The organism is Bacillus sp. S2(2024) (genome assembly GCF_050474045.1).
GTDB lineage: Bacteria > Bacillota > Bacilli > Bacillales > Bacillaceae_G > Bacillus_A > Bacillus_A yunxiaonensis.
On record NZ_JBFLUS010000003.1, the window covers coordinates 2,163,423 to 2,181,355 of the forward strand.

Genomic DNA, 17,933 nt, shown 5'->3' on the forward strand with positions numbered 1-17,933 from the left:
TTAGAAACTGTCCTTCACCATCAACGTCAAAAATTAGCACAAGAGGTGAAGGCATGAGTTTAAACATGTATCTAGGAGAAGTGCGAGCTCAATCACAAAGTATGAATGCGTTGTGCGTTGCAACCATTCAAGGCATGGAACAAGCCATCAATTCGATTGACGCTTTTGTCTTCGATTCTGTTTTGCAAGGACAAACTTACGACAGTGCAAAAACATTCTTTGCACAAACCTTTCGTACTTTAGCGCAAGGGATTATTTACTTATGTGAAGAACTAATTCGTCAAAATGATGCTTTTCCGAATGACTTTCAATCACAGGTAGCCTCAACAGATGTCATCGAACAAGAAATACGAGATCAAATTCGAGAGCTTGAGCAAGAGATAGCAGCGCTGGAAGCAATAAGTGCATACATGCCGGGCACGCAGGCGATGCTACAGATCTATTATGCGATGAAACGAAAGCTTCAAGAAAAGTTGGAACATCTGTATGCATTCAATTATACTTCTAGTAGTAACTATGATACAGCACTCCAACTAGCTACCAGCGTCGCGCAAGGTCTTGCGCAAGTTCAAGGCGGGAAAGGTTTTAATGTCGCAAGCGGTACATTTAGTATACAAGAATTGAATATGGGATGGACGGCATCTATTCAAAAGATTACAGAGGATAAGGCTCGTGAAGTTGAGAAACTTGCGTATAGTGATTTAGCTGGAGAAGAAACAATAAATGATGAAACTTCATCAGAATCGAAAAAAAAAGATTTTGATGGTAAAAAGTTAGCTAGGGATATAGCTGGTGAGATAAGTGGTGAATATGATGTTCGTCGTGCTTGGGATGGTGTTGATCCATCTACTGGAGAAAAATTGTCTACTTGGGACAGGTTTTTAGCTGGTGGAATGGCAGTGGCTGGTCTTACACCTGTCGGAAAGATTGCAAAAGTTGGTAAAGGTGTGAAAATGACTGCTGAAGCAGCTGAAGTTGTTAATATAGCAAAAAAAGCAGAGCAACTACGTAACGCCACAAAATACTCTACACGTATTGAAAATAAAATTATAGACATTGAAAAACAAAATATACCGGGAAGCCTTGCTTCAACTTTTAAAGATAGCAATTATAGAACAGTGAAAACCACAGAAGATGTTACCTTTTATCGAGCATTTGGCGGACATGCTGACGCAGGAGGAACATTTGTTACTACTGCTCCTGCCTCAAATAAAATTCAAGCTAAAATAGACTTAGCATTACTGCCAGAATGGAAAAACACAAGACAATATGAAGCTGTCATAAAAGCTCCAAAAGGTACAATATTACAAATAGGACGAGCTGAAAAACAAGAAACTATGGCTGGAACTATATTAAAAGGTGATGAAGATCAAGTATTATTACCTTTAGGATATCCTTTAGAATGGATACAAGAGGTAAGAAAAATTCCAAGCAAGTAGGAGGACTTATAAATGTATAAAAGTACAAAATCATTATCCGATCAAATTGAAGTAGTCATTCAAATCGTAAAGAGTAAGAAACTGGAAGAAGAACATCCCTTTTATGATAATGTATTAAAGCGCTTAGACACTTTACTTAATTATTTACAAAATGGAAATCGTACTAATGATGAATTAGAATTTCGAAAGGTCAAAGGAGCATTAAGAGCTTATCTTGATACAGCTCTTGTAAAAGGCTACGATGATCCTTTAGTGATTGAATTAGATAATTTGGAAACTATGTTGAATGAAAAATAAAAAAATCGACCGCCCGTAATAGGCGGTTTTCTTTTATTTACTAACAATATACTTTTGATTTAAATTTTAGAAAGTTTTGTCATGTATTTATTTACATAGATTTCTTGTTGTGTATTTAAAAATTTGATAAATGAATGTAGCACATAAGCAATTTGTTCTATTTTTTTTATATACTCATTCGTCATCCAATCACTAGATTGTACATTGCAATTATTTAGTCTATCAACAATTTGCTCTATAATTGACGAGTAAATCTTCTTTAATTCCCTTAACACTTCTGGGCTTATATGTACTGCATAAGAATAACATTTTGGTCTCAATTTATATAACTCGCCTAAATAAGATTTCATTTTCCCAACTATTTCTGATATCTGTTCACTCTTAGCATTTTCCTCCATTCTCCTGCATACCAATATATCAATTTGTATGTCCTTCAATGGATCAACTAGTTTTAATAACGTAGTCTCTAATTCAAATATCGACTCTAAACGTTTTTCTCTTAATAGTCTTCTTTCTGTAGCCTTAGATACTCTGTATGTAACAAAACCACCTGTTAAAGCACCAACTATAGCACTTCCAAATGGAATAAAATTCTTTAAACTATTTAATTCAAAATCCATACCAGGCTACCCTCTTTCATTCTTAACTTTCATGCAAGAAAAATCATAACATGAAGATATACAAATAGAAATAAGGATTTCCTAATAATATGAATCTATAGGTCTATTTAATGTTAAAATGCTCTTCTTTTACCCAACAATTATTACCCAAACACAGCCAGCCATTTTGTCTAGCCCAAATAGCATAACTGGTAGTAGAAGAAATTGACCCTGTATAGTTTCCGTTTGGCGCATCGTATGTATTAATCCCATATCCTTCAGGGAACTTGGAGTAAGCATAGAACCATTGCACTTTGAAATGCTCTTGTTTTACCCATTGACGATTACCTAAGCAAAGCATGTTATTGTCTCCGCCTAACCAATGTCCGGCTAAGATTAAATAAGGAATCGGATCAGTGATAGTACCTGTGTATGTTCCATTTACAGGATCAGAATAAGTATTAATTCCGTATCCTTCAGGATATTTAGATGTTGCAATACCGATACCGCTTGCTTGATTTGGTTTACTTTCTGCTGGTTGTTCTACACTTACATTTCCACTTCCAAAAGTATCTGTACCGTAACCGTTATAATTATATTGTAGGTGCGGAGAGTCTACGAAGTCACCTGTCCAGTCACCACCCCATTCGAAGCCAACTTGTTTCGCATATTTGATTGCAGAAGCCCAAGGCTCTTTCCAATATCCGTTCCAATCTTCTTTACCATTTGAATTAATCGGAACGAAATCAAGAGCTTGGCCAACTAAATGATAACTTTTCATTGTTTGAGAAGCGCCATTTGCTACGTTTTTCTTTTGCTGTTCTAATGTTCTAAGTGTTTCATAAATGAGAACTTCTACACCATTATCAAGACAATATTGATAAAATTGTTTCGCCTTAGCACGAGTATGTGGAGCAAGTTTTTCCAAGTTTTCCATATTACGAGTATGATAAATCATTATTCAACATCCCCTCTGATTTCTTTTTTACGTTCTTCTGAACGAGTTGTTTTTGCTTCAATTTCAGAAGAAAGTTTTTCTAATGTTTTTCGAGAAATCCATTTATCCCAACCCGCGCGTGAGCAATTGGCAATGGCGCTTTTAAGGATATGCCAAATCAACCCACCAGCAAGTAAATTAAAGAATGTGATTACTCCTTCTAAACCAAATGCCAGGTCTAAAACATGGCCCATGAATGGAATGTATAGGATTGTGATAGTACGCTTAATTCCTTTGATTCCATAGCTGCTTGCATAACTTCCATCTTTGTGTGCGGCTTCTGTTCCGGTGATCCAGTCGAAACCGATGACCGTTCCGAGCGCTAAAATCATTAAAAAATTTTGCGTACCATAAATAACATCCATAAACCCTCCTAGAAAACCAATAATTGGCCCAACAATCGCTGTATCTTTCGTTACATGCATTGCTTCATCTCCTTCCACAATTCAAAATAAAAAGAGCAGCCGGAGCCACTCTTTTGTTTTAAATGCCGTATTTTGTTGTGTTTTTGGCATAAAAAATACACCTACATTGAATGTGGTGTTTGTGTCACTTTATTGTCCTACTTTGACATTAAGCACTCTGTTATATGTCATTGTGTCGTCATATTCTTGCTGAGTAATCCATCCTTGTGACAATGCGTAGCCAATTTGTTCATTAGTAAAATTGTTAGCTCCATATTGTTTAGCCGATTCAATATAGTTTTGATCAATCTCTTCAAATTTAGTGTTACCGTAAAGATAAATATTTCTAGAATATGTGCCTGTTCGAAATGAGTAAATAGTTGCCATTATTGAATCACCCCACTATTAAATACTAAGTCCATAAATCCCTGAAAATCCGCATTAGTTCGAGCTAATTGATTCTTTAAAGAATTATTTTCATCGGATAATTGACTTAATTTTTTCTGCATTTCAATAGGATCAACTGCAAAGTTAGGGTCTATCCAACTTTCATTTAAAGTAAATCCGTTTATTTTATTATACTTATATTTATAATCTTCGTAATCCCCCGGAACATCAATAACCTCAACTATTTCGCTATAAGCTGATTTTGCAAATCGCTTATTTGGAGAAACCGCTACTGTATTTTCATCTATTATTTGTATATTGTCAGAATATCCAATTACTAAACCATCATTATTTATAAGAATACTTTTTGCCATTAATATCATCCTCCTAATAAAAACTTTGAATTTATCATTTCACTTAAAATGCACTTTACTGCACTACCTTGTGTTGCGTTCTTAAGGGCAATTCCATGTATTATATCAGGTTTTGATATAACCATAGCTGGGCTTATAACAGCAGAAAGTTGTGCTGCAGCAGAAATTTTAGCTCTAAATGAACCTGACCCACTATAATAAGAATATTGTGTTCCAAAAACTTCTGCTTTTAAATTATCATCAATATTTACAAAAACAGTGCCATCTATATAATCACTGAAGCTTATTAGCTGTTGAACACTTCTTTTTGCAGCTAAAAGTGAATTCATATCCGAACTAAAATAATAAATAATCGGAAATACTTGAGTAGGCGGAGATGACGAACCTTCATTTCCTGCAACTGTAATAAAAGCATTATTACCGACAGGTTTTATTATATTTTTTGCTTGTGGATTTAAAACGTTAATTCCTTTAGTCATATATTTTCTGTCTACAGTATCCATTAATTGACCAAGAAGAAGTTTATAAACCACTGATGGTGTTCCTATAGTTGTTTTAGTTACCTCATTTGTTGTTTTATTGTGCGAATATTTAAATACAGCACCTTGAAAATCGAACGTTAAAGCACTACTTCCGTTAAACCAAATGAATGATTTAAGCGTACTATATCCATTGGTTGCACCTGTTGATTTTAATACAGTTAATATTGGCGTGCCATTATTCCAGTCTAAAGAATAATCCGCATTAACTGTCATAAAAAATAACTTCGTTCCATCATCTGAATATCGAATATTATAGTAAAAACCATAAGCCTCTGATGGAGTATATTTTATCGTATTATTAGACGATAAAATGCTTATAGATGAAAAATCAGAACTTACAGAAATTTTTCCATAATAAGTAGTTGTATTATCACCATATCCATAGGAATTATTCCCTTTACCATAAATGATAAATCCAGTTAAATTATTATCACTCATTGGAATATAGTAAAATGTTTTATAGTAAATATCTGAAAATAATACAATATCTTTTATACGGATTGGCTGTCCTGTTATATCATCAATTCTAATAATAGTTGCTGTTACTCCTGTTGAAGTATCTGTTTTATTTGCATGAAAAATAGCAAATGTATTTCCATCTAGTTTAGTTACTGAATAAATCATACCATCAAATGAAAATGCATAATTTTTCGCAGATAACTTATTATTTGCATCATAATAAGGTTTTAAAACGTATATAGAAGCATTATATGTTCTTAACATTATCATTTTTCCTGAATCTGATGTTAATGAATACAATTTACTAAAATCTAAACTATAATTATTTGGTGACATATAATCATATGGGGTGTGTATATAAGTAAATGTAGGTGCGTTAGTAGGCTGGTTAATATCACTATATAACCCTACGAACTCACCTTTTTTTATATTGTTTCCCGCTAACAAAGATAATTCATTTCCGATAGGCTTTAATAAATTACCTCCACCGAAATTACCACCATGCTCTCGAATATCAATCATGATTACACCTCATTTACTAAGTCATCATCGGCATCATACGTAAGAGAAAAAGTTTCTGTTTTATCAACTGTGATTCCGTCTGGTTTGTAATATGTTATTGTTCTTGTTGTATATCGTGGGCTTGTACCACCACTTAAAACAGATTTTTTAGCTAATGTTCCGTCAGACTTTCTACGTTTTTCAACTGTTGTATAAATGCCGTTTGAATCTTTGTTGCTCTTTGTCGTTTTATACGAGGTTTGTTCTACTTTTGCTGTCGCACCAGAAGGGGTTTCTTTTTCATTCCAAGATTTTCGTTCTGCTGCTGTTATATGCTTGGTAGTATCAGCTTCATGAGTACTAATTTGATTAGCTAAGTTACCGGCTACATCGCCGGACAAGGTACCCTTAACACTGTCAAACCAAATTTGAAACTCTTGTTGTTTGAGAGATGTCCATGTAGATATATCAGTCTCACTCTTTTGTTTTGTCATTTCAAACCATGATTGAAATTGATTGAAAATTGCTGTTGTATCCACTTGATCTACAGTTCCATGTACAATTCCACACAAGTCTTTGTTCAGACGTAAATCAATGATATTGGCTTGGGAGATACTTAGTACACCTTTACCTACATAAATATCAGCAAGCGCTATTTCATACACATCGGCATCACGTTTCAAAGTTGGAGCAACAGGACTTGATGCGAATGTACCTTTTTTAATAACAGGCGCAATACTTCTGTTTAGGTAATTGAGTTGTAATACAATGCGGTCAATTCGATTCAAAACACCGTCAGCTACGTCAATCTTCATGAAATAGTCATCTGTATTCGTGATATAATATCCATTAATCCATGCTTGTCCTGCTTTTAACAATACATTCATATCCCCATTAGCGATTACTTGAAATCCTGTGTTTGGATTAGGAAATACTCCATTACCTATAAAACTAGCAAAATAGGCCGCGAAATCTTCCGCTTTGTAACGTCTATCACCATTCACACTATTAAATATTCCGCTTTTTATCACTTTTTCACCATCTTTCTAACCTTTTCTGTAAGTGTAGGAACTGACTTACCAACTTTAACGAATGTCTCTTTTGTTTTCTTGAAAACCTCATCAGCTTCTACAACTCTGCTATTCATGATAATCCCTAACTTGTCGTCTCGAATTGTAATGATGTCACCTAGAAAAAAGTCACGACCGTATTTTGTATTTTCTTTTGTAACATCCATCTCACAATCAAATGAAATAAACTCCTCATAATCGAGAAGTTTTTCTAGTCCACGCTGACGAAGCAATAAATTGTATTCAGCATCGGGTATTGACTCTTCTATATTATTTACGGTCTTTTTATCAGATATATCGCGAGCATCTACAAATAGTTCACGACGATCAAGACCTGTTCCTTGTTCAATACTAGTAAATTTTCTAGCCATCCCCTCGCCAGCTCCTGCTACTAGACAGGTGTTTTTAAAGTCATTGTCAGCTTCCTCGAAATTTCGTTTTAAAATATTCGAAAAGTCTTTTGATAAAATACAACGAGGATTTACACTTTGATTAACTGTACGATCTACCCCTTTGTAAAGGTCGTAAAACAACTTTCTACCATCAAACTGTGATCTTATTCCGATTTCATATGTGTTACAAAGCGCTTCACCTTGATCAAGTAAATTAGCATATGAGACTTGTAGTTGTACAACGGTTCCAAATCCTTTTGCTGCAGCTAATTGAATTTGCGCTATCTTTCGTTTACTATCACTTGGATTAATACATTCACTCGTAATCATGCTTCGAATAATTTTCTCTGGTGTATCATTATAGTTATACCTTCCCCACAATACTCGTCTATCTAGCCATCTGACAAGTGAAAAACATTTAACAACTAATTGATCATTTCCTTCATCATCTTCATCAAACCCACGATAATAGATAAACATAGCTTCATTATCATCTTTGCGAAATAAGATATTACCTTTTCTTAAAAGATTTATATTATCTGTAGTCGCATCAACATGTAATTCAGCTTCACCATGTTTACTATAACGTTTTCGCCATAACAGATAAGAAAACTTACCAACCATACCAAGTCTATTAAAATTTGAATCACATACATAAAGTTCCACGATTACACCCCCACATACTGAGGTGTGAAGTAGATGCTGACCTCTAAATTATTTGCATTTGTTGCTGCGTCATAACGCAATAAATTATCTCCTACATTTATTGCTAAGTGTGGATTAGATTCTAATGCCAAGTAATTAAATGCATTTGTTGTGACTCCATTTCTTGTGAGTCTCACATACTCATTTCCTCGTTCGGTATTTATGCTGATTACATCACCAGCAATCATTTCTTTCTCAATCATTATCAATTCACGAGTTTCAACATTAATAATAGAAGGGTTAGTTAATGTACCTAACGATTTAAATTCGAGCCTTAAAGGCGCGATATTATCACTTGTATTATTAACATTGACAATAAGGCTTGGTTCCCTGTATCCCATCTGTATGCCTATATCTTGTGGTATTTCCAACGGAAATTCAAAAGTCCCTACCCATAAAGCGATATCTGTTTTGATCTCCTTTGTATACCACCAAGGCTTAGGGCACAGCAATGAAATCATAAACGATGGAAATGGTTCTTTATTAATCACAGGTGTTTTCTCAATCTTACATTTTATAAATCTTTCAATCTCACCATTTGTATACTTTAATGTAAAGTCATGTTTTGGATTAAAAAAACGAATCATCTTTGAGCGATTAATTTCTTTATCAAAGCGAATACGCCCTTTGATAACAATATTTCTATCCTTAACATTAGACCCTGTGACAGATACACCATCTTCAGCATAGCCTTTAGTTGTATAGAATGAGTTTTCCATGGATTCTAAACCATCTGCTGAATCCAAGAAAAAAGGGCTCAACACTGATATTTCAAATGTTTGCCCTTGATTATTATCGAATATTAATTTTTCTTTTCGGCTAAATGATTCCAAGTAACCACCTCCTACACTTGCAACGCTAATTCTCTTAATGCATTTCTATTCATACGTGCCGTTTCGTATGGATCAAGAGCTTTTGGAGAGTTAAAAGTCATATTATAGTTATTTTCAATAGTTGTATTGTTTGGTATTGTTATGCTTTGATTTGAAGTAATACTATTGTTACTTCTCATCGTTTTACTCGCATCTCCAATTATTTTTCTCATATCGTTAACTAGTTGATTAATACTGCCAGTAATACCTAACGATTTCTCTCTTGATGATAATGGCGTAACAGATACCTTGTTTCCCTTTTTAGTGAATAACTCTGGGCCAGCTTCACCCGCTATGAATTGACCATCTCCAAGAACATGACCACCTGTAGCCAACATCGGAACATGTGGAATAGTTGGCGCATCTACACCAGGTATTTTATTCAATAGATTAGCTGGTGTATTAAATCCATCAATAAATGCATTAATTATGCTGATAATTCCGTTTATAACTACTTTAATTCCAGATTTTAATCCTTCCCACGCATTAATAGCACTTGACTTCATACCATCAAATGCTTTAGGTACTGCTGAAGCTATTGCATCAACAGGTGTCATTATTGCACTTTTTACACCATCCCAAACAGTCGATGCTGCTGATTTAATTCCATCCCAGATGCCTGATAATGTTGATTTAATACCATTCCAAACATTACTGCTTGCATTACTTACGGTATCCCAAACAGTCGTAATAACCGTTTTAATTCCATCAAATACAGATGAAGCTGCTGTTTTTATTCCATTCCAAACGCCACTTAAAACGCTAGAAATCGAATCCCATACAGAACTTGTCGTTGATTTAATCTTATCCCAAATATCTGATATAAAGCTTTTTATCGCATCAAAAATAGGCTTCATTACTGAAGAAATAGCATTCCAGCATGTTTCTAAGAAACGCTTAATTGCATCCCATGCTGTACTTGTAGCTGTTTTGATAGCATCCCATATTCCAGATAAGAAATTTTTCATATCTTCAAAAACAGGTTTAACAAAGTATAAAATGGCATTCCAAATTGCTTGTAAATATTGAGAAATAAAATTCCAAACCGATTGTACAACTGTTGAAATAACGTTCCATGTCGCTTCTAAAAATGAAGCTATACCTTGTACAATTGGTGTAAGAAATGCAATGATACCATTCCAAATTCCCATGAAAAATTCTGAAATACCAGTCCATATTTGAACAAACAAATCAGAAATACCTTGAAAGATCTGTATTAAAAATTCTACTATTCCAGTCCACAATGTTGTGAAGAATTCAGATAAAGATATCCAAACACTTTTTATCGCTTCGACAATAGCTGTCCAAACTGTAGTCGCTATTTCCACAATCGAATTCCATAAATTAGTTAGAAACTCAACAATAGCATTCCAAGTATTTATCGTCCATTCTCTGATTGAATCCCAATTTTGGGTTATAGCAACGACCAATGCGATAACGGCAGCTATAATAATTGGCACGAGCGCAACAATTCCAGCAGCAATACCAGCTCCTACACCTAATGCTGTCATTACACTTGTTAATGTTACGAAAATAGGAGCAAGAGCCATTGCGGCACCTGCAACAATTCCGACTATCGTGGCGATTGTTGCTAATGTTGCTGCGAGCTTTGGATTTTCTGAAATAAACTCAGCGAATTTACTTATTACACTTGTAACTACTTCTAATACTGGTTCAAGAGCAATTTTTAAATTAGCGAATGCTTGCTGCATTTTAACAGCAGGAGAAGCATCCATCTTTTTTACAGATTCATTTAAATCATCTTGATTTTTCTTAAAATCAATAGTTTTATTCGATGCATCAATTAATGTATTTGTGATGTTCTGTCCTTGATCTTCCCACATTGTACCGAAGAGTTTTACCCCTAACTCATTTCGTTTCGTTTCATCTTCGACGTTAACTAATGCTTTAGCAATCTCTGTCATAGCAGTAGAACCTTCTTTACCGCCTTTAGCTACAGATTGCCCCCATTTTTCCAACTGTTCAGCGGAAATGTTAGTGCCTTCAAGGGTTTGCTTCATAGCATCGTCAACACCTTGTCCGAATTCAGCCGCTTTTATACGCCCTTCCTTCAAACCATCTAAGAGATTATCGATATTCCAGGTTCCTGTTTCGACTCCAGCCGCCATTATCGCTTGGACTTCTTCAGCACTATAACCAGCGCGTGTTAATTGCGACCCATATTCAGCTACGATATCTAGCTGATCTGGTGGAAAACCTATCTTAAATAGAGCATCAACTAAACCTAAGGCTCCTTCTTGTGATATCCCTAATTCACTAGCGATTTCGTTTGTCTCTTGAATCAATTCAGTAAAATCAATTCCATCATATGAACTAGCAATAACAGCCGCACTCTTAACAATTGCTGTATTTGCTTCATCTGAAGCTGTTTTATTAAGAGCCCATTGTTTTCTTACACCTTCTAAAGAGGCTTCAGCATCAACTCCATATGCTTCAATACCTCGCACAGCTTCCTCTACAGATTTTTTAGACTCCTCTGGAACATTAAATGTTATATCAATCTTCGTCTTTAACTTTGAAGTATCAAGTGCTTGTTCAATTGCCCCGGATATACCTCCACCAGCAATTGCTGCACCCAACATATTTTCTAAATCTATATCTAATTCTTTAATTTTACTTTTAGTTTGTTCAGCTTCTTGTGATAATTTCCCTAATTCTTTTCTTACATTCTCTACAGAATTACCATCATCCACAGAATCTAAAGTGGTTTTCATTTTTTCTAAATCCGTTTTAGTTCCTAATGCTTCCACACCAATTTTATTAATTGCATCATCAAGTTGTTTGGATGTTGCTGTACCATCTTTAATGGCATTCACAAGCCTACCACCTAAGACGCTTGCGAAGTTATCTACACTGGTTCCTGTGGCTTCAAAAAGTGTTTCCAACTGTTTTGTGGATTTAGCAGCTTGATCTTGTTCCGTTTCTATTGCGCTCATTTGAGTTTGAAGACTCTTTAAAGCAGTTTCAGTTGCAACAACTTCACGGTTAAATGCTCTATATTGTTCAGCAGAAATTTTGCCTTCTGAAAACTTTTGTTCAACTTGAGCTTGCGCATCTTTTAATTTGTTCAATTTTTCAGTAGTTGTAGCCACTTGTTCGGCTAATATCTGCTGTTTTTGTGCAACTAGTTCAGCATTACCAGGATCAAACTTTAAACCCTTTTCAACCTGTTTCAATTCTTGTGATAAAGAAACAGATTGTTTGGTTATATCTTTTAATGCATCACCAAGACTGGTTGTATCTGCTCCAAGTTCTATCGTAATACCTTTTATGGATTTATCCATGCATTCACCAACTTTCAACAAAAAATAAAACGACCACCAATACTAGCTGGTAGTCGTTTTAGAATAAATCAAAATCATCTTGATTCGCTGTTCTTACTTTTGCTTTCTCTTTTTGTGGATTTTTCAATTCCATATACTCTGAAATGTAGTCCAGACACATTCCAATTGTCATGTCCTCTAAATTATCCCTTGTTAACTTACATGCGTAACATAAAGCAAGGAATGTTTCGGTTGTGAATTCTTCACCACTGTCATTTCCTTGCTTATCGTTTACATCTTTTTTTTAGATTGAATGGATGACATAATCATGTCCATTAATTCTGGAATAATTTCAAGCATTGGAAATACCTCGAAAGTATCTAACCATGTAATAGGGTCTTGTATACTATTATCTGCAGTTTTTGCCATGGTCCATGCAATCTCGTAAAATATCTCAAAATCTAAACCATCTAAGTCAGCAGATTTTATATTCTCAGAATTTAAATTTCTTAGCATATCAAGGCTGCTTAATTTCATTATTTCCGCAAAATAATCTTTACAGAATTGTGCTTTAAAGCGTATAGGAGTTGCACCTGTAGACTTAAATCTAACCTCTTTATCATCAATTACTATTGTTTTTTCCATCTAATTAGGCTCCTTGTACTGATTTTTCATACACTTTTGTATACCAAGCATCATAAATAGCAGAAGTTGTAGTTGCTGTTGTTGATACTTTTACGGCTCCATCAGATGGACGTTGCGCTGCAACGAATGATAGCTCAGTTGTATTCGGTTCTGTTTTATCACTCTTCGTTGAAGAAGATGCACCAGGTCGGGAAACAGATACGTTATATAGCAAATGACGTGTAGCTTTCACATCACCATCAAACTCAAACATAAGAGCGATTTTCTTAATTTTAGCGTTAGCATTTTCTGTGATTACTTTATCAACAGAATCTAAAACTTCTCCTAGGACTTCTGTACGAAATGCCTCTGTAATTCTAGCAATAGTAAGAGTCCCTTCATAACCCTGATTGCTCGACTCTGTATAGTAATTACTATCATCAGCATAGAAGTCTGTTTGTTCTCCTTTTGGATCTAGCTTCATTTCCACCGCACCAGGTAATGGAGAAGGTGTTCCATATGTGTGTTTGCCTGTGGCATCTTCTGTAATTACAGAATAGCGAACATTCTTTAAACCAAATACTACTTTGTTTTCAGCCATATTAAATTAACCTCACTTCATAATTTTTTTGGAATAAATTTTCACTTTCTATAAAGGTTTCTGTTGATTGCCAAACTATCTCGTTTTGTTCTAAAACAGTTTCGAGTTTACTTTCAGCTGTTAAGTCTTTTTTTATTGTGTATAGTTCAATTTGGAGATTGTCTATTTTCTTGTGTACCTTGTTATCAGCAATAATGTTTGATGAGTAAGCGACTAAATACGTAATATAAGGTGGAGTTGGTACAGGATTAGTAGTTGTTCCTGTGAAATGCGAATAAGCCACCGGATATCCCGTGGCATCAAGTATCTTTTTTAATTCAGCAAGCGTCATCCTCTTATTGCTCCTTCTACCTTCGCTGTAAACTCTTCTATAGCTGCTTGTTCAACTGGTCTAATATGTGGTTTTCCAGCGACGCGGCCGCCGTTCTTTTTAACGTGTCCGTATTCAAGCAAGTGCGTTAGTTGGTAGTTTGTTGCATTATGAACAACAACATCATTACCAACTTTCTTAACTCTCCATCCTTTACTATATTTACCACTAAGTTTAGGACTTTTTGATTTCAATTCACTAACAGCATTTTGGGCAACTTCAACCTTTGCTTCTTCAACTTTTTCTTGAACTTCTTTTGTATACATCTCTACTTGTCTAGCGATTTCATTAGCTAAGTTACTAATACTAGTCACTAGCTTTCACCTCACAGTACAGTTCTGTAAGACCATCTGATCGCATAAATGTCCTGTAAATGGAATATTTCTTTTTCTCATATTTCAATTTTTCTTCTTCGTCATACTCATCTGAATCTGCCACCAGCATGATTTGTGGTTTACGATTCAATTGTCCTGCCGAATAAAACTCTGATTGAGTAATGCTTAATTTAGAACAAAAAATTTGCCTTTCTTCTTCACCATCTACGATTGCCTGGCCAAGATCATCATTAATTATTTTTGGAGAAATCAAAAAGCACACATCATCTAATGATATGCGCTTCGAATTTCCTACACTGGATTTAAGTGACGGCATTAGTAATCCCCGCCTTCTTGATAACTCTATTATTAATTCTCAATTGTAGATTTCGAGATAAAGGTGTATCCTCTTGCCTATTTCGATAGGACCACGCTGCATAATCAACAGTTAACATTTGATCATCGATGTTTTCAAAGTCTAATACAATTCCTGTTCTCTCAATCTCATTTTGTGAACTAACTAATAAATTATTAAAATAAGCATCCCTCAAATCGTGAGTGATGCCTAAATCAAGTTTTAATAGATTTAATAGAGTAGATTTTACTTTCTCATTCATTGCCTTCTAATTCCTTGATTAAAGGCTCACCTCTAAGGTTTTCGCTCCCAGAAAGTTCTTCTACTCGTTCTTTCTTAGCTCGTCCCTTGTGGGGATAATGATCTCCTTTGCGATAAACATGATTCTCATCTTGTAAGTCTGTAAAATCTTCTAAGACTACATACTTAGTCATTTATAATCACCCTTTCCTTATACTCCAGCTGGTGTATATGTGATGTAATATCCAGCTTGCGCATCAACTTTTTTAACATCGAAGCGTACAAAACCAGCTAATAATTGACCGTAAATGTCATTATCAATCCATTTAACAGAAGCTTGTTTACGATTGAATAAAGTACAGAACTCTTTAGCATCTCCTACGAAACCAACTAAGTCACCAACTTTTGTTCCGATGATATCATCATCTAAAACAACTACTTCTTTATCTTTAATACGTTTACCGGATGCAACAGTAATATCATCTTGTAATAAATAACGACCATTTTTATCTTTTAATAGGTCCAATGCGTTAAATAGTGATGATGATACATAGGCTTTTACATTGTATACATTTTTAAATCCAGTATTTAATAAAGTAACAATTCCATCTAGTCCAGTAACAGGTTTAGCCGTTGCTGATTTGAAAATAGCTGCAATTTGAGCATTTTTTGTATTTAAATCTTGATCTTGAATATCTTCTGCAATTAAACCCGTGATATCATAATCTGCATCATCGATTACCTCTTGAGAAACAGGAATGTAACCACGGTATGTCGCGATATCATACGTCACTTCTTCAAAAGTTGGTTTTGCAAGCTCCGGATTTTTCGCAAGTTCTGCAACAGAAACCATTTTTCCATTTGATTTTTTGATAATTGGATACTTACCAGAACCACGATTTACTGAAATCGTACGAATATATTGTGTTAAATCGACTGTATCAACAAGTTCTTTCTTTGGAGCTAATAACTCTTCTGGAATTAATGCTCCACCTTCCACAGATGTGAATCCAGCGCGTGTTTGGTCTTTAGTACGCACATAAGCATTAATTGCTTCGCGTGTTTCAGTTTGTTTTGGCATATTTCGTTTCGCTCCTTTGTTTGGTGATTTACGATTAGATGCTTCCAGTTCCTTTTCAAGTTCCTCGATTTCTTCAGTTAATGTCGTTTTTTCATCTTCTGCGGAAGTAATAGCATCATCATTTTCTTTAATATTTGCTTCAAGCACTGTTAAATCTTCTTCATTATCGATGCCATCAATAGAAGCTTCTAGTTCACTACGTTTTGCAAGTAATTCAGTTAGTTTTCCTTCCACAGATGATAAGGAATTACGTTTCATGTTTAATTTCGCACCAATTAATACTGGATTAGGCATTGGTTAATCGCTCCTTTAATTGTTTTTTTCTTTGTTCTAACTTTTGTTTTTTAATACTTTCAACATCTTTTTGTCGTGCTGCAATATCTGTTTGTGGATATGCCGGAAATGCAGTAATTGAAACTTCATGTAATTCAGCTTCAGTGATTCTCCATTTCATTGTTCCATCATCGCGTGTAATTTGTTCTTCTTTTGTTGGATAAAAACCGAATGAACAACCACGCACTTTACCTGTCTGCACTTTTCGATATGCACTTTTTGCATTTGGATCTTCTAAATCAATGATTGCTCGTCCCCATAATCCATGATTATCAGATTTTAATTCAAGCGTATTGCTTCCAATGCTTGCTAAAACCATTCTCGAATCATGATTATCCAAGCACATAATGTCATTGCTACGTAAGCTTGCTCCAAATGCTCCCGGTGCAACTTCTTCAAATGCTCCTGGCCATAATTCTGTTTCTTGGTTGTAAACAACAAAATAGCCTTCAATCACAGCTTCATTTTCATTTTCACTAGCCCTTGTTTTTAACTCGGAAGTGAAATGCATATGACGTTTATCCATTGTTATCACCACCTTTCAATTTGTTTTGACTACCAATCTTGTTAGCTGGAATATAGTTTTCTAAAATGATAAGTTCTTGCATTTCTTTATCAGGATCTAGTCCAATCCAATCACGTAATTCATTTCTTCTCATTGCATTACGGTCAACCATTTGTGTACCAGCTGTCACCATTTCACTTAAATCATATGAATACAAGCTGCGTGGATTTAAGCGAAAGAACCAATTCGGACTGAATAATAAATCACGTGTTAATGTTTGCGATATGATTTGTCCTATCGAGAAAATACGAGTATTAATGAAGTTGTTATATTCTTCTTTGTTAAACTCACCAATACCTAAGAAAAAAGCCGGAATCCCAAAGAGTCCAGCAACAGTTTTCTTATCTAATTCAACACCTTCATTAATGGCGATATCCTTTAGTGATAAAGGTTTAACTTGTTCAACTTTGATTAAATCAGCTGGAATAATCCAAGGCTTGCCGCCTTCTGTCTCCGCAAAATATTTAGCCATGATATTTTCCCGACCTTCTTTACTAGAAAGTTCTTCTGTCATGGCATCCACAGAAATGATAAGTGATGGCATATATTTACCACTCATAAAGTTATTCTTTGTTTTTGTAGCCTGATTTAAATTTTTAACAATTTCTTTTAACGCCACTTTGTACCCGGTCCCTCGATATGGATAATTCGGATGAGGATTAATTACAAAGTGAATCACCTCGTCTGGCGTGTATGTTGTGCCGTTGAAGTTGATGAGGTAGTTGCCCTCCACATCTTCATAGCTCACAGCTTGCATTTGAAATGGCGTTAAATCATTAATCAAAGTCGTTTTTGGATCAATACCAATGTGGACGATAGAATTACCATCGCCATGAAGTAATAAGTCGCTGACAATCTTATAAATCCAGCTCTTACGCGTCATATTTCGATGTGGTTCAATATCTATCTTCCTAGACAATTGATTTCGCAAACGTTTATCACCTTCATCGGTGTTTTCCATGAGATGAATGGTCATATTTGAAACTAAATCCGCAATTTTATCTACTGCTATTAATACGTCTGGATTATCCGAAAGCCTTGTATAGCCAACTGTTTCAACGTCACCAATTGCAAATGGAATCGTAACAGATGAACGTGTTTTTTTCTTTCTCCAAAATTTCAAAGGTT

The 17,933-nt window shown here is 34.9% G+C and carries 22 protein-coding genes; 2 read left to right on the forward strand and 20 right to left on the reverse strand.

Features of this window, described 5'->3' with window-relative positions; translation table 11 throughout:
- The first annotated feature begins 53 nt into the window (after positions 1 to 53).
- Both AB1284_RS10810 and AB1284_RS10815 read left to right on the forward strand, forming a co-directional pair.
- The gene (locus AB1284_RS10810; RefSeq protein ID WP_429749477.1) at positions 54 to 1,439 is read left to right on the forward strand and encodes a pre-toxin TG domain-containing protein; all 1,386 of its coding nucleotides are present in this window, start codon (positions 54 to 56) and stop codon (positions 1,437 to 1,439) included.
- 12 nt (positions 1,440 to 1,451) lie between these two features.
- Positions 1,452 to 1,736 carry a hypothetical protein gene (locus tag AB1284_RS10815; RefSeq protein WP_429749475.1) on the forward strand — a complete coding sequence of 95 codons (285 nt, stop codon included), beginning with the start codon at positions 1,452 to 1,454 and terminating at the stop codon, positions 1,734 to 1,736.
- A gap of 59 nt (positions 1,737 to 1,795) precedes the next feature.
- Here AB1284_RS10815 and AB1284_RS10820 read toward each other — a convergent pair whose 3' ends face one another.
- The 20 genes from AB1284_RS10820 to AB1284_RS10915 all read right to left on the reverse strand — a co-directional run bounded on the left by AB1284_RS10820 (position 1,796) and on the right by AB1284_RS10915 (position 17,928).
- Complete coding sequence (locus AB1284_RS10820; protein ID WP_429749473.1) at positions 1,796 to 2,356, reverse strand: hypothetical protein; 561 nt, start codon at positions 2,354 to 2,356, stop codon at positions 1,796 to 1,798.
- 103 nt (positions 2,357 to 2,459) lie between these two features.
- Complete coding sequence (locus tag AB1284_RS10825) at positions 2,460 to 3,293, reverse strand: M15 family metallopeptidase (RefSeq protein ID WP_429749471.1); 834 nt, start codon at positions 3,291 to 3,293, stop codon at positions 2,460 to 2,462.
- Complete coding sequence (locus tag AB1284_RS10830; protein ID WP_429749469.1) at positions 3,293 to 3,757, reverse strand: phage holin family protein; 465 nt, start codon at positions 3,755 to 3,757, stop codon at positions 3,293 to 3,295. The genes AB1284_RS10825 and AB1284_RS10830 overlap by 1 nt, the downstream gene beginning before the upstream one ends.
- Positions 3,758 to 3,886: 129 nt before the next feature.
- A complete protein-coding gene (locus AB1284_RS10835; RefSeq protein ID WP_429749468.1) occupies positions 3,887 to 4,123 on the reverse strand; it encodes a hypothetical protein in 237 nt (78 codons plus the stop codon).
- On the reverse strand, positions 4,123 to 4,497 hold the full coding sequence (locus AB1284_RS10840; protein WP_429749466.1) for a hypothetical protein: 375 nt from the start codon (positions 4,495 to 4,497) through the stop codon (positions 4,123 to 4,125). The genes AB1284_RS10835 and AB1284_RS10840 overlap by 1 nt, the downstream gene beginning before the upstream one ends.
- Before the next feature lie 5 nt (positions 4,498 to 4,502).
- Positions 4,503 to 6,020 (reverse strand): hypothetical protein, encoded by a 1,518-nt coding sequence (locus tag AB1284_RS10845; RefSeq protein ID WP_429749464.1) that lies wholly within the window; start codon positions 6,018 to 6,020, stop codon positions 4,503 to 4,505.
- 2 nt (positions 6,021 to 6,022) lie between these two features.
- Positions 6,023 to 7,030 (reverse strand): hypothetical protein, encoded by a 1,008-nt coding sequence (locus AB1284_RS10850; protein ID WP_429749463.1) that lies wholly within the window; start codon positions 7,028 to 7,030, stop codon positions 6,023 to 6,025.
- On the reverse strand, positions 7,027 to 8,127 hold the full coding sequence (locus AB1284_RS10855; RefSeq protein WP_429749461.1) for a siphovirus ReqiPepy6 Gp37-like family protein: 1,101 nt from the start codon (positions 8,125 to 8,127) through the stop codon (positions 7,027 to 7,029). The genes AB1284_RS10850 and AB1284_RS10855 overlap by 4 nt, the downstream gene beginning before the upstream one ends.
- 2 nt (positions 8,128 to 8,129) lie before the next feature.
- Entirely contained in the window at positions 8,130 to 8,999 is an 870-nt protein-coding gene (locus AB1284_RS10860) for a phage tail family protein (RefSeq protein WP_429749459.1), read from the reverse strand.
- An 11-nt stretch (positions 9,000 to 9,010) separates the two neighbouring features.
- A complete protein-coding gene (locus AB1284_RS10865; RefSeq protein ID WP_429754296.1) occupies positions 9,011 to 12,343 on the reverse strand; it encodes a DUF2207 domain-containing protein in 3,333 nt (1,110 codons plus the stop codon).
- 270 nt (positions 12,344 to 12,613) lie between these two features.
- Complete coding sequence (locus AB1284_RS10870; protein ID WP_429749457.1) at positions 12,614 to 12,967, reverse strand: hypothetical protein; 354 nt, start codon at positions 12,965 to 12,967, stop codon at positions 12,614 to 12,616.
- A 4-nt stretch (positions 12,968 to 12,971) separates the two neighbouring features.
- Positions 12,972 to 13,547 carry a major tail protein gene (locus AB1284_RS10875; protein WP_429749454.1) on the reverse strand — a complete coding sequence of 192 codons (576 nt, stop codon included), beginning with the start codon at positions 13,545 to 13,547 and terminating at the stop codon, positions 12,972 to 12,974.
- Position 13,548: 1 nt separating this feature from the next.
- Positions 13,549 to 13,878: a hypothetical protein gene (locus AB1284_RS10880; RefSeq protein WP_429749453.1), complete on the reverse strand. Its 330-nt coding sequence runs from the start codon at positions 13,876 to 13,878 to the stop codon at positions 13,549 to 13,551.
- Positions 13,875 to 14,231: an HK97 gp10 family phage protein gene (locus AB1284_RS10885; RefSeq protein ID WP_429749451.1), complete on the reverse strand. Its 357-nt coding sequence runs from the start codon at positions 14,229 to 14,231 to the stop codon at positions 13,875 to 13,877. The genes AB1284_RS10880 and AB1284_RS10885 overlap by 4 nt, the downstream gene beginning before the upstream one ends.
- The gene (locus tag AB1284_RS10890) at positions 14,224 to 14,568 is read right to left on the reverse strand and encodes a phage head closure protein (protein ID WP_429749449.1); all 345 of its coding nucleotides are present in this window, start codon (positions 14,566 to 14,568) and stop codon (positions 14,224 to 14,226) included. The genes AB1284_RS10885 and AB1284_RS10890 overlap by 8 nt, the downstream gene beginning before the upstream one ends.
- Positions 14,555 to 14,848, reverse strand: a complete 294-nt coding sequence (locus AB1284_RS10895) for a hypothetical protein (protein WP_429749448.1) — start codon at positions 14,846 to 14,848, stop codon at positions 14,555 to 14,557. Before AB1284_RS10895 ends, AB1284_RS10890 begins: the two co-directional genes overlap by 14 nt.
- Positions 14,841 to 15,020: a hypothetical protein gene (locus tag AB1284_RS10900; protein WP_429749447.1), complete on the reverse strand. Its 180-nt coding sequence runs from the start codon at positions 15,018 to 15,020 to the stop codon at positions 14,841 to 14,843. The genes AB1284_RS10895 and AB1284_RS10900 overlap by 8 nt, the downstream gene beginning before the upstream one ends.
- 17 nt (positions 15,021 to 15,037) lie before the next feature.
- The gene (locus tag AB1284_RS10905) at positions 15,038 to 16,201 is read right to left on the reverse strand and encodes a phage major capsid protein (RefSeq protein WP_429749446.1); all 1,164 of its coding nucleotides are present in this window, start codon (positions 16,199 to 16,201) and stop codon (positions 15,038 to 15,040) included.
- Positions 16,194 to 16,766, reverse strand: a complete 573-nt coding sequence (locus AB1284_RS10910; RefSeq protein ID WP_429749444.1) for an HK97 family phage prohead protease — start codon at positions 16,764 to 16,766, stop codon at positions 16,194 to 16,196. The genes AB1284_RS10905 and AB1284_RS10910 overlap by 8 nt, the downstream gene beginning before the upstream one ends.
- The gene (locus tag AB1284_RS10915; protein ID WP_429749443.1) at positions 16,759 to 17,928 is read right to left on the reverse strand and encodes a phage portal protein; all 1,170 of its coding nucleotides are present in this window, start codon (positions 17,926 to 17,928) and stop codon (positions 16,759 to 16,761) included. Before AB1284_RS10915 ends, AB1284_RS10910 begins: the two co-directional genes overlap by 8 nt.
- Positions 17,929 to 17,933: the final 5 nt, after the last annotated feature.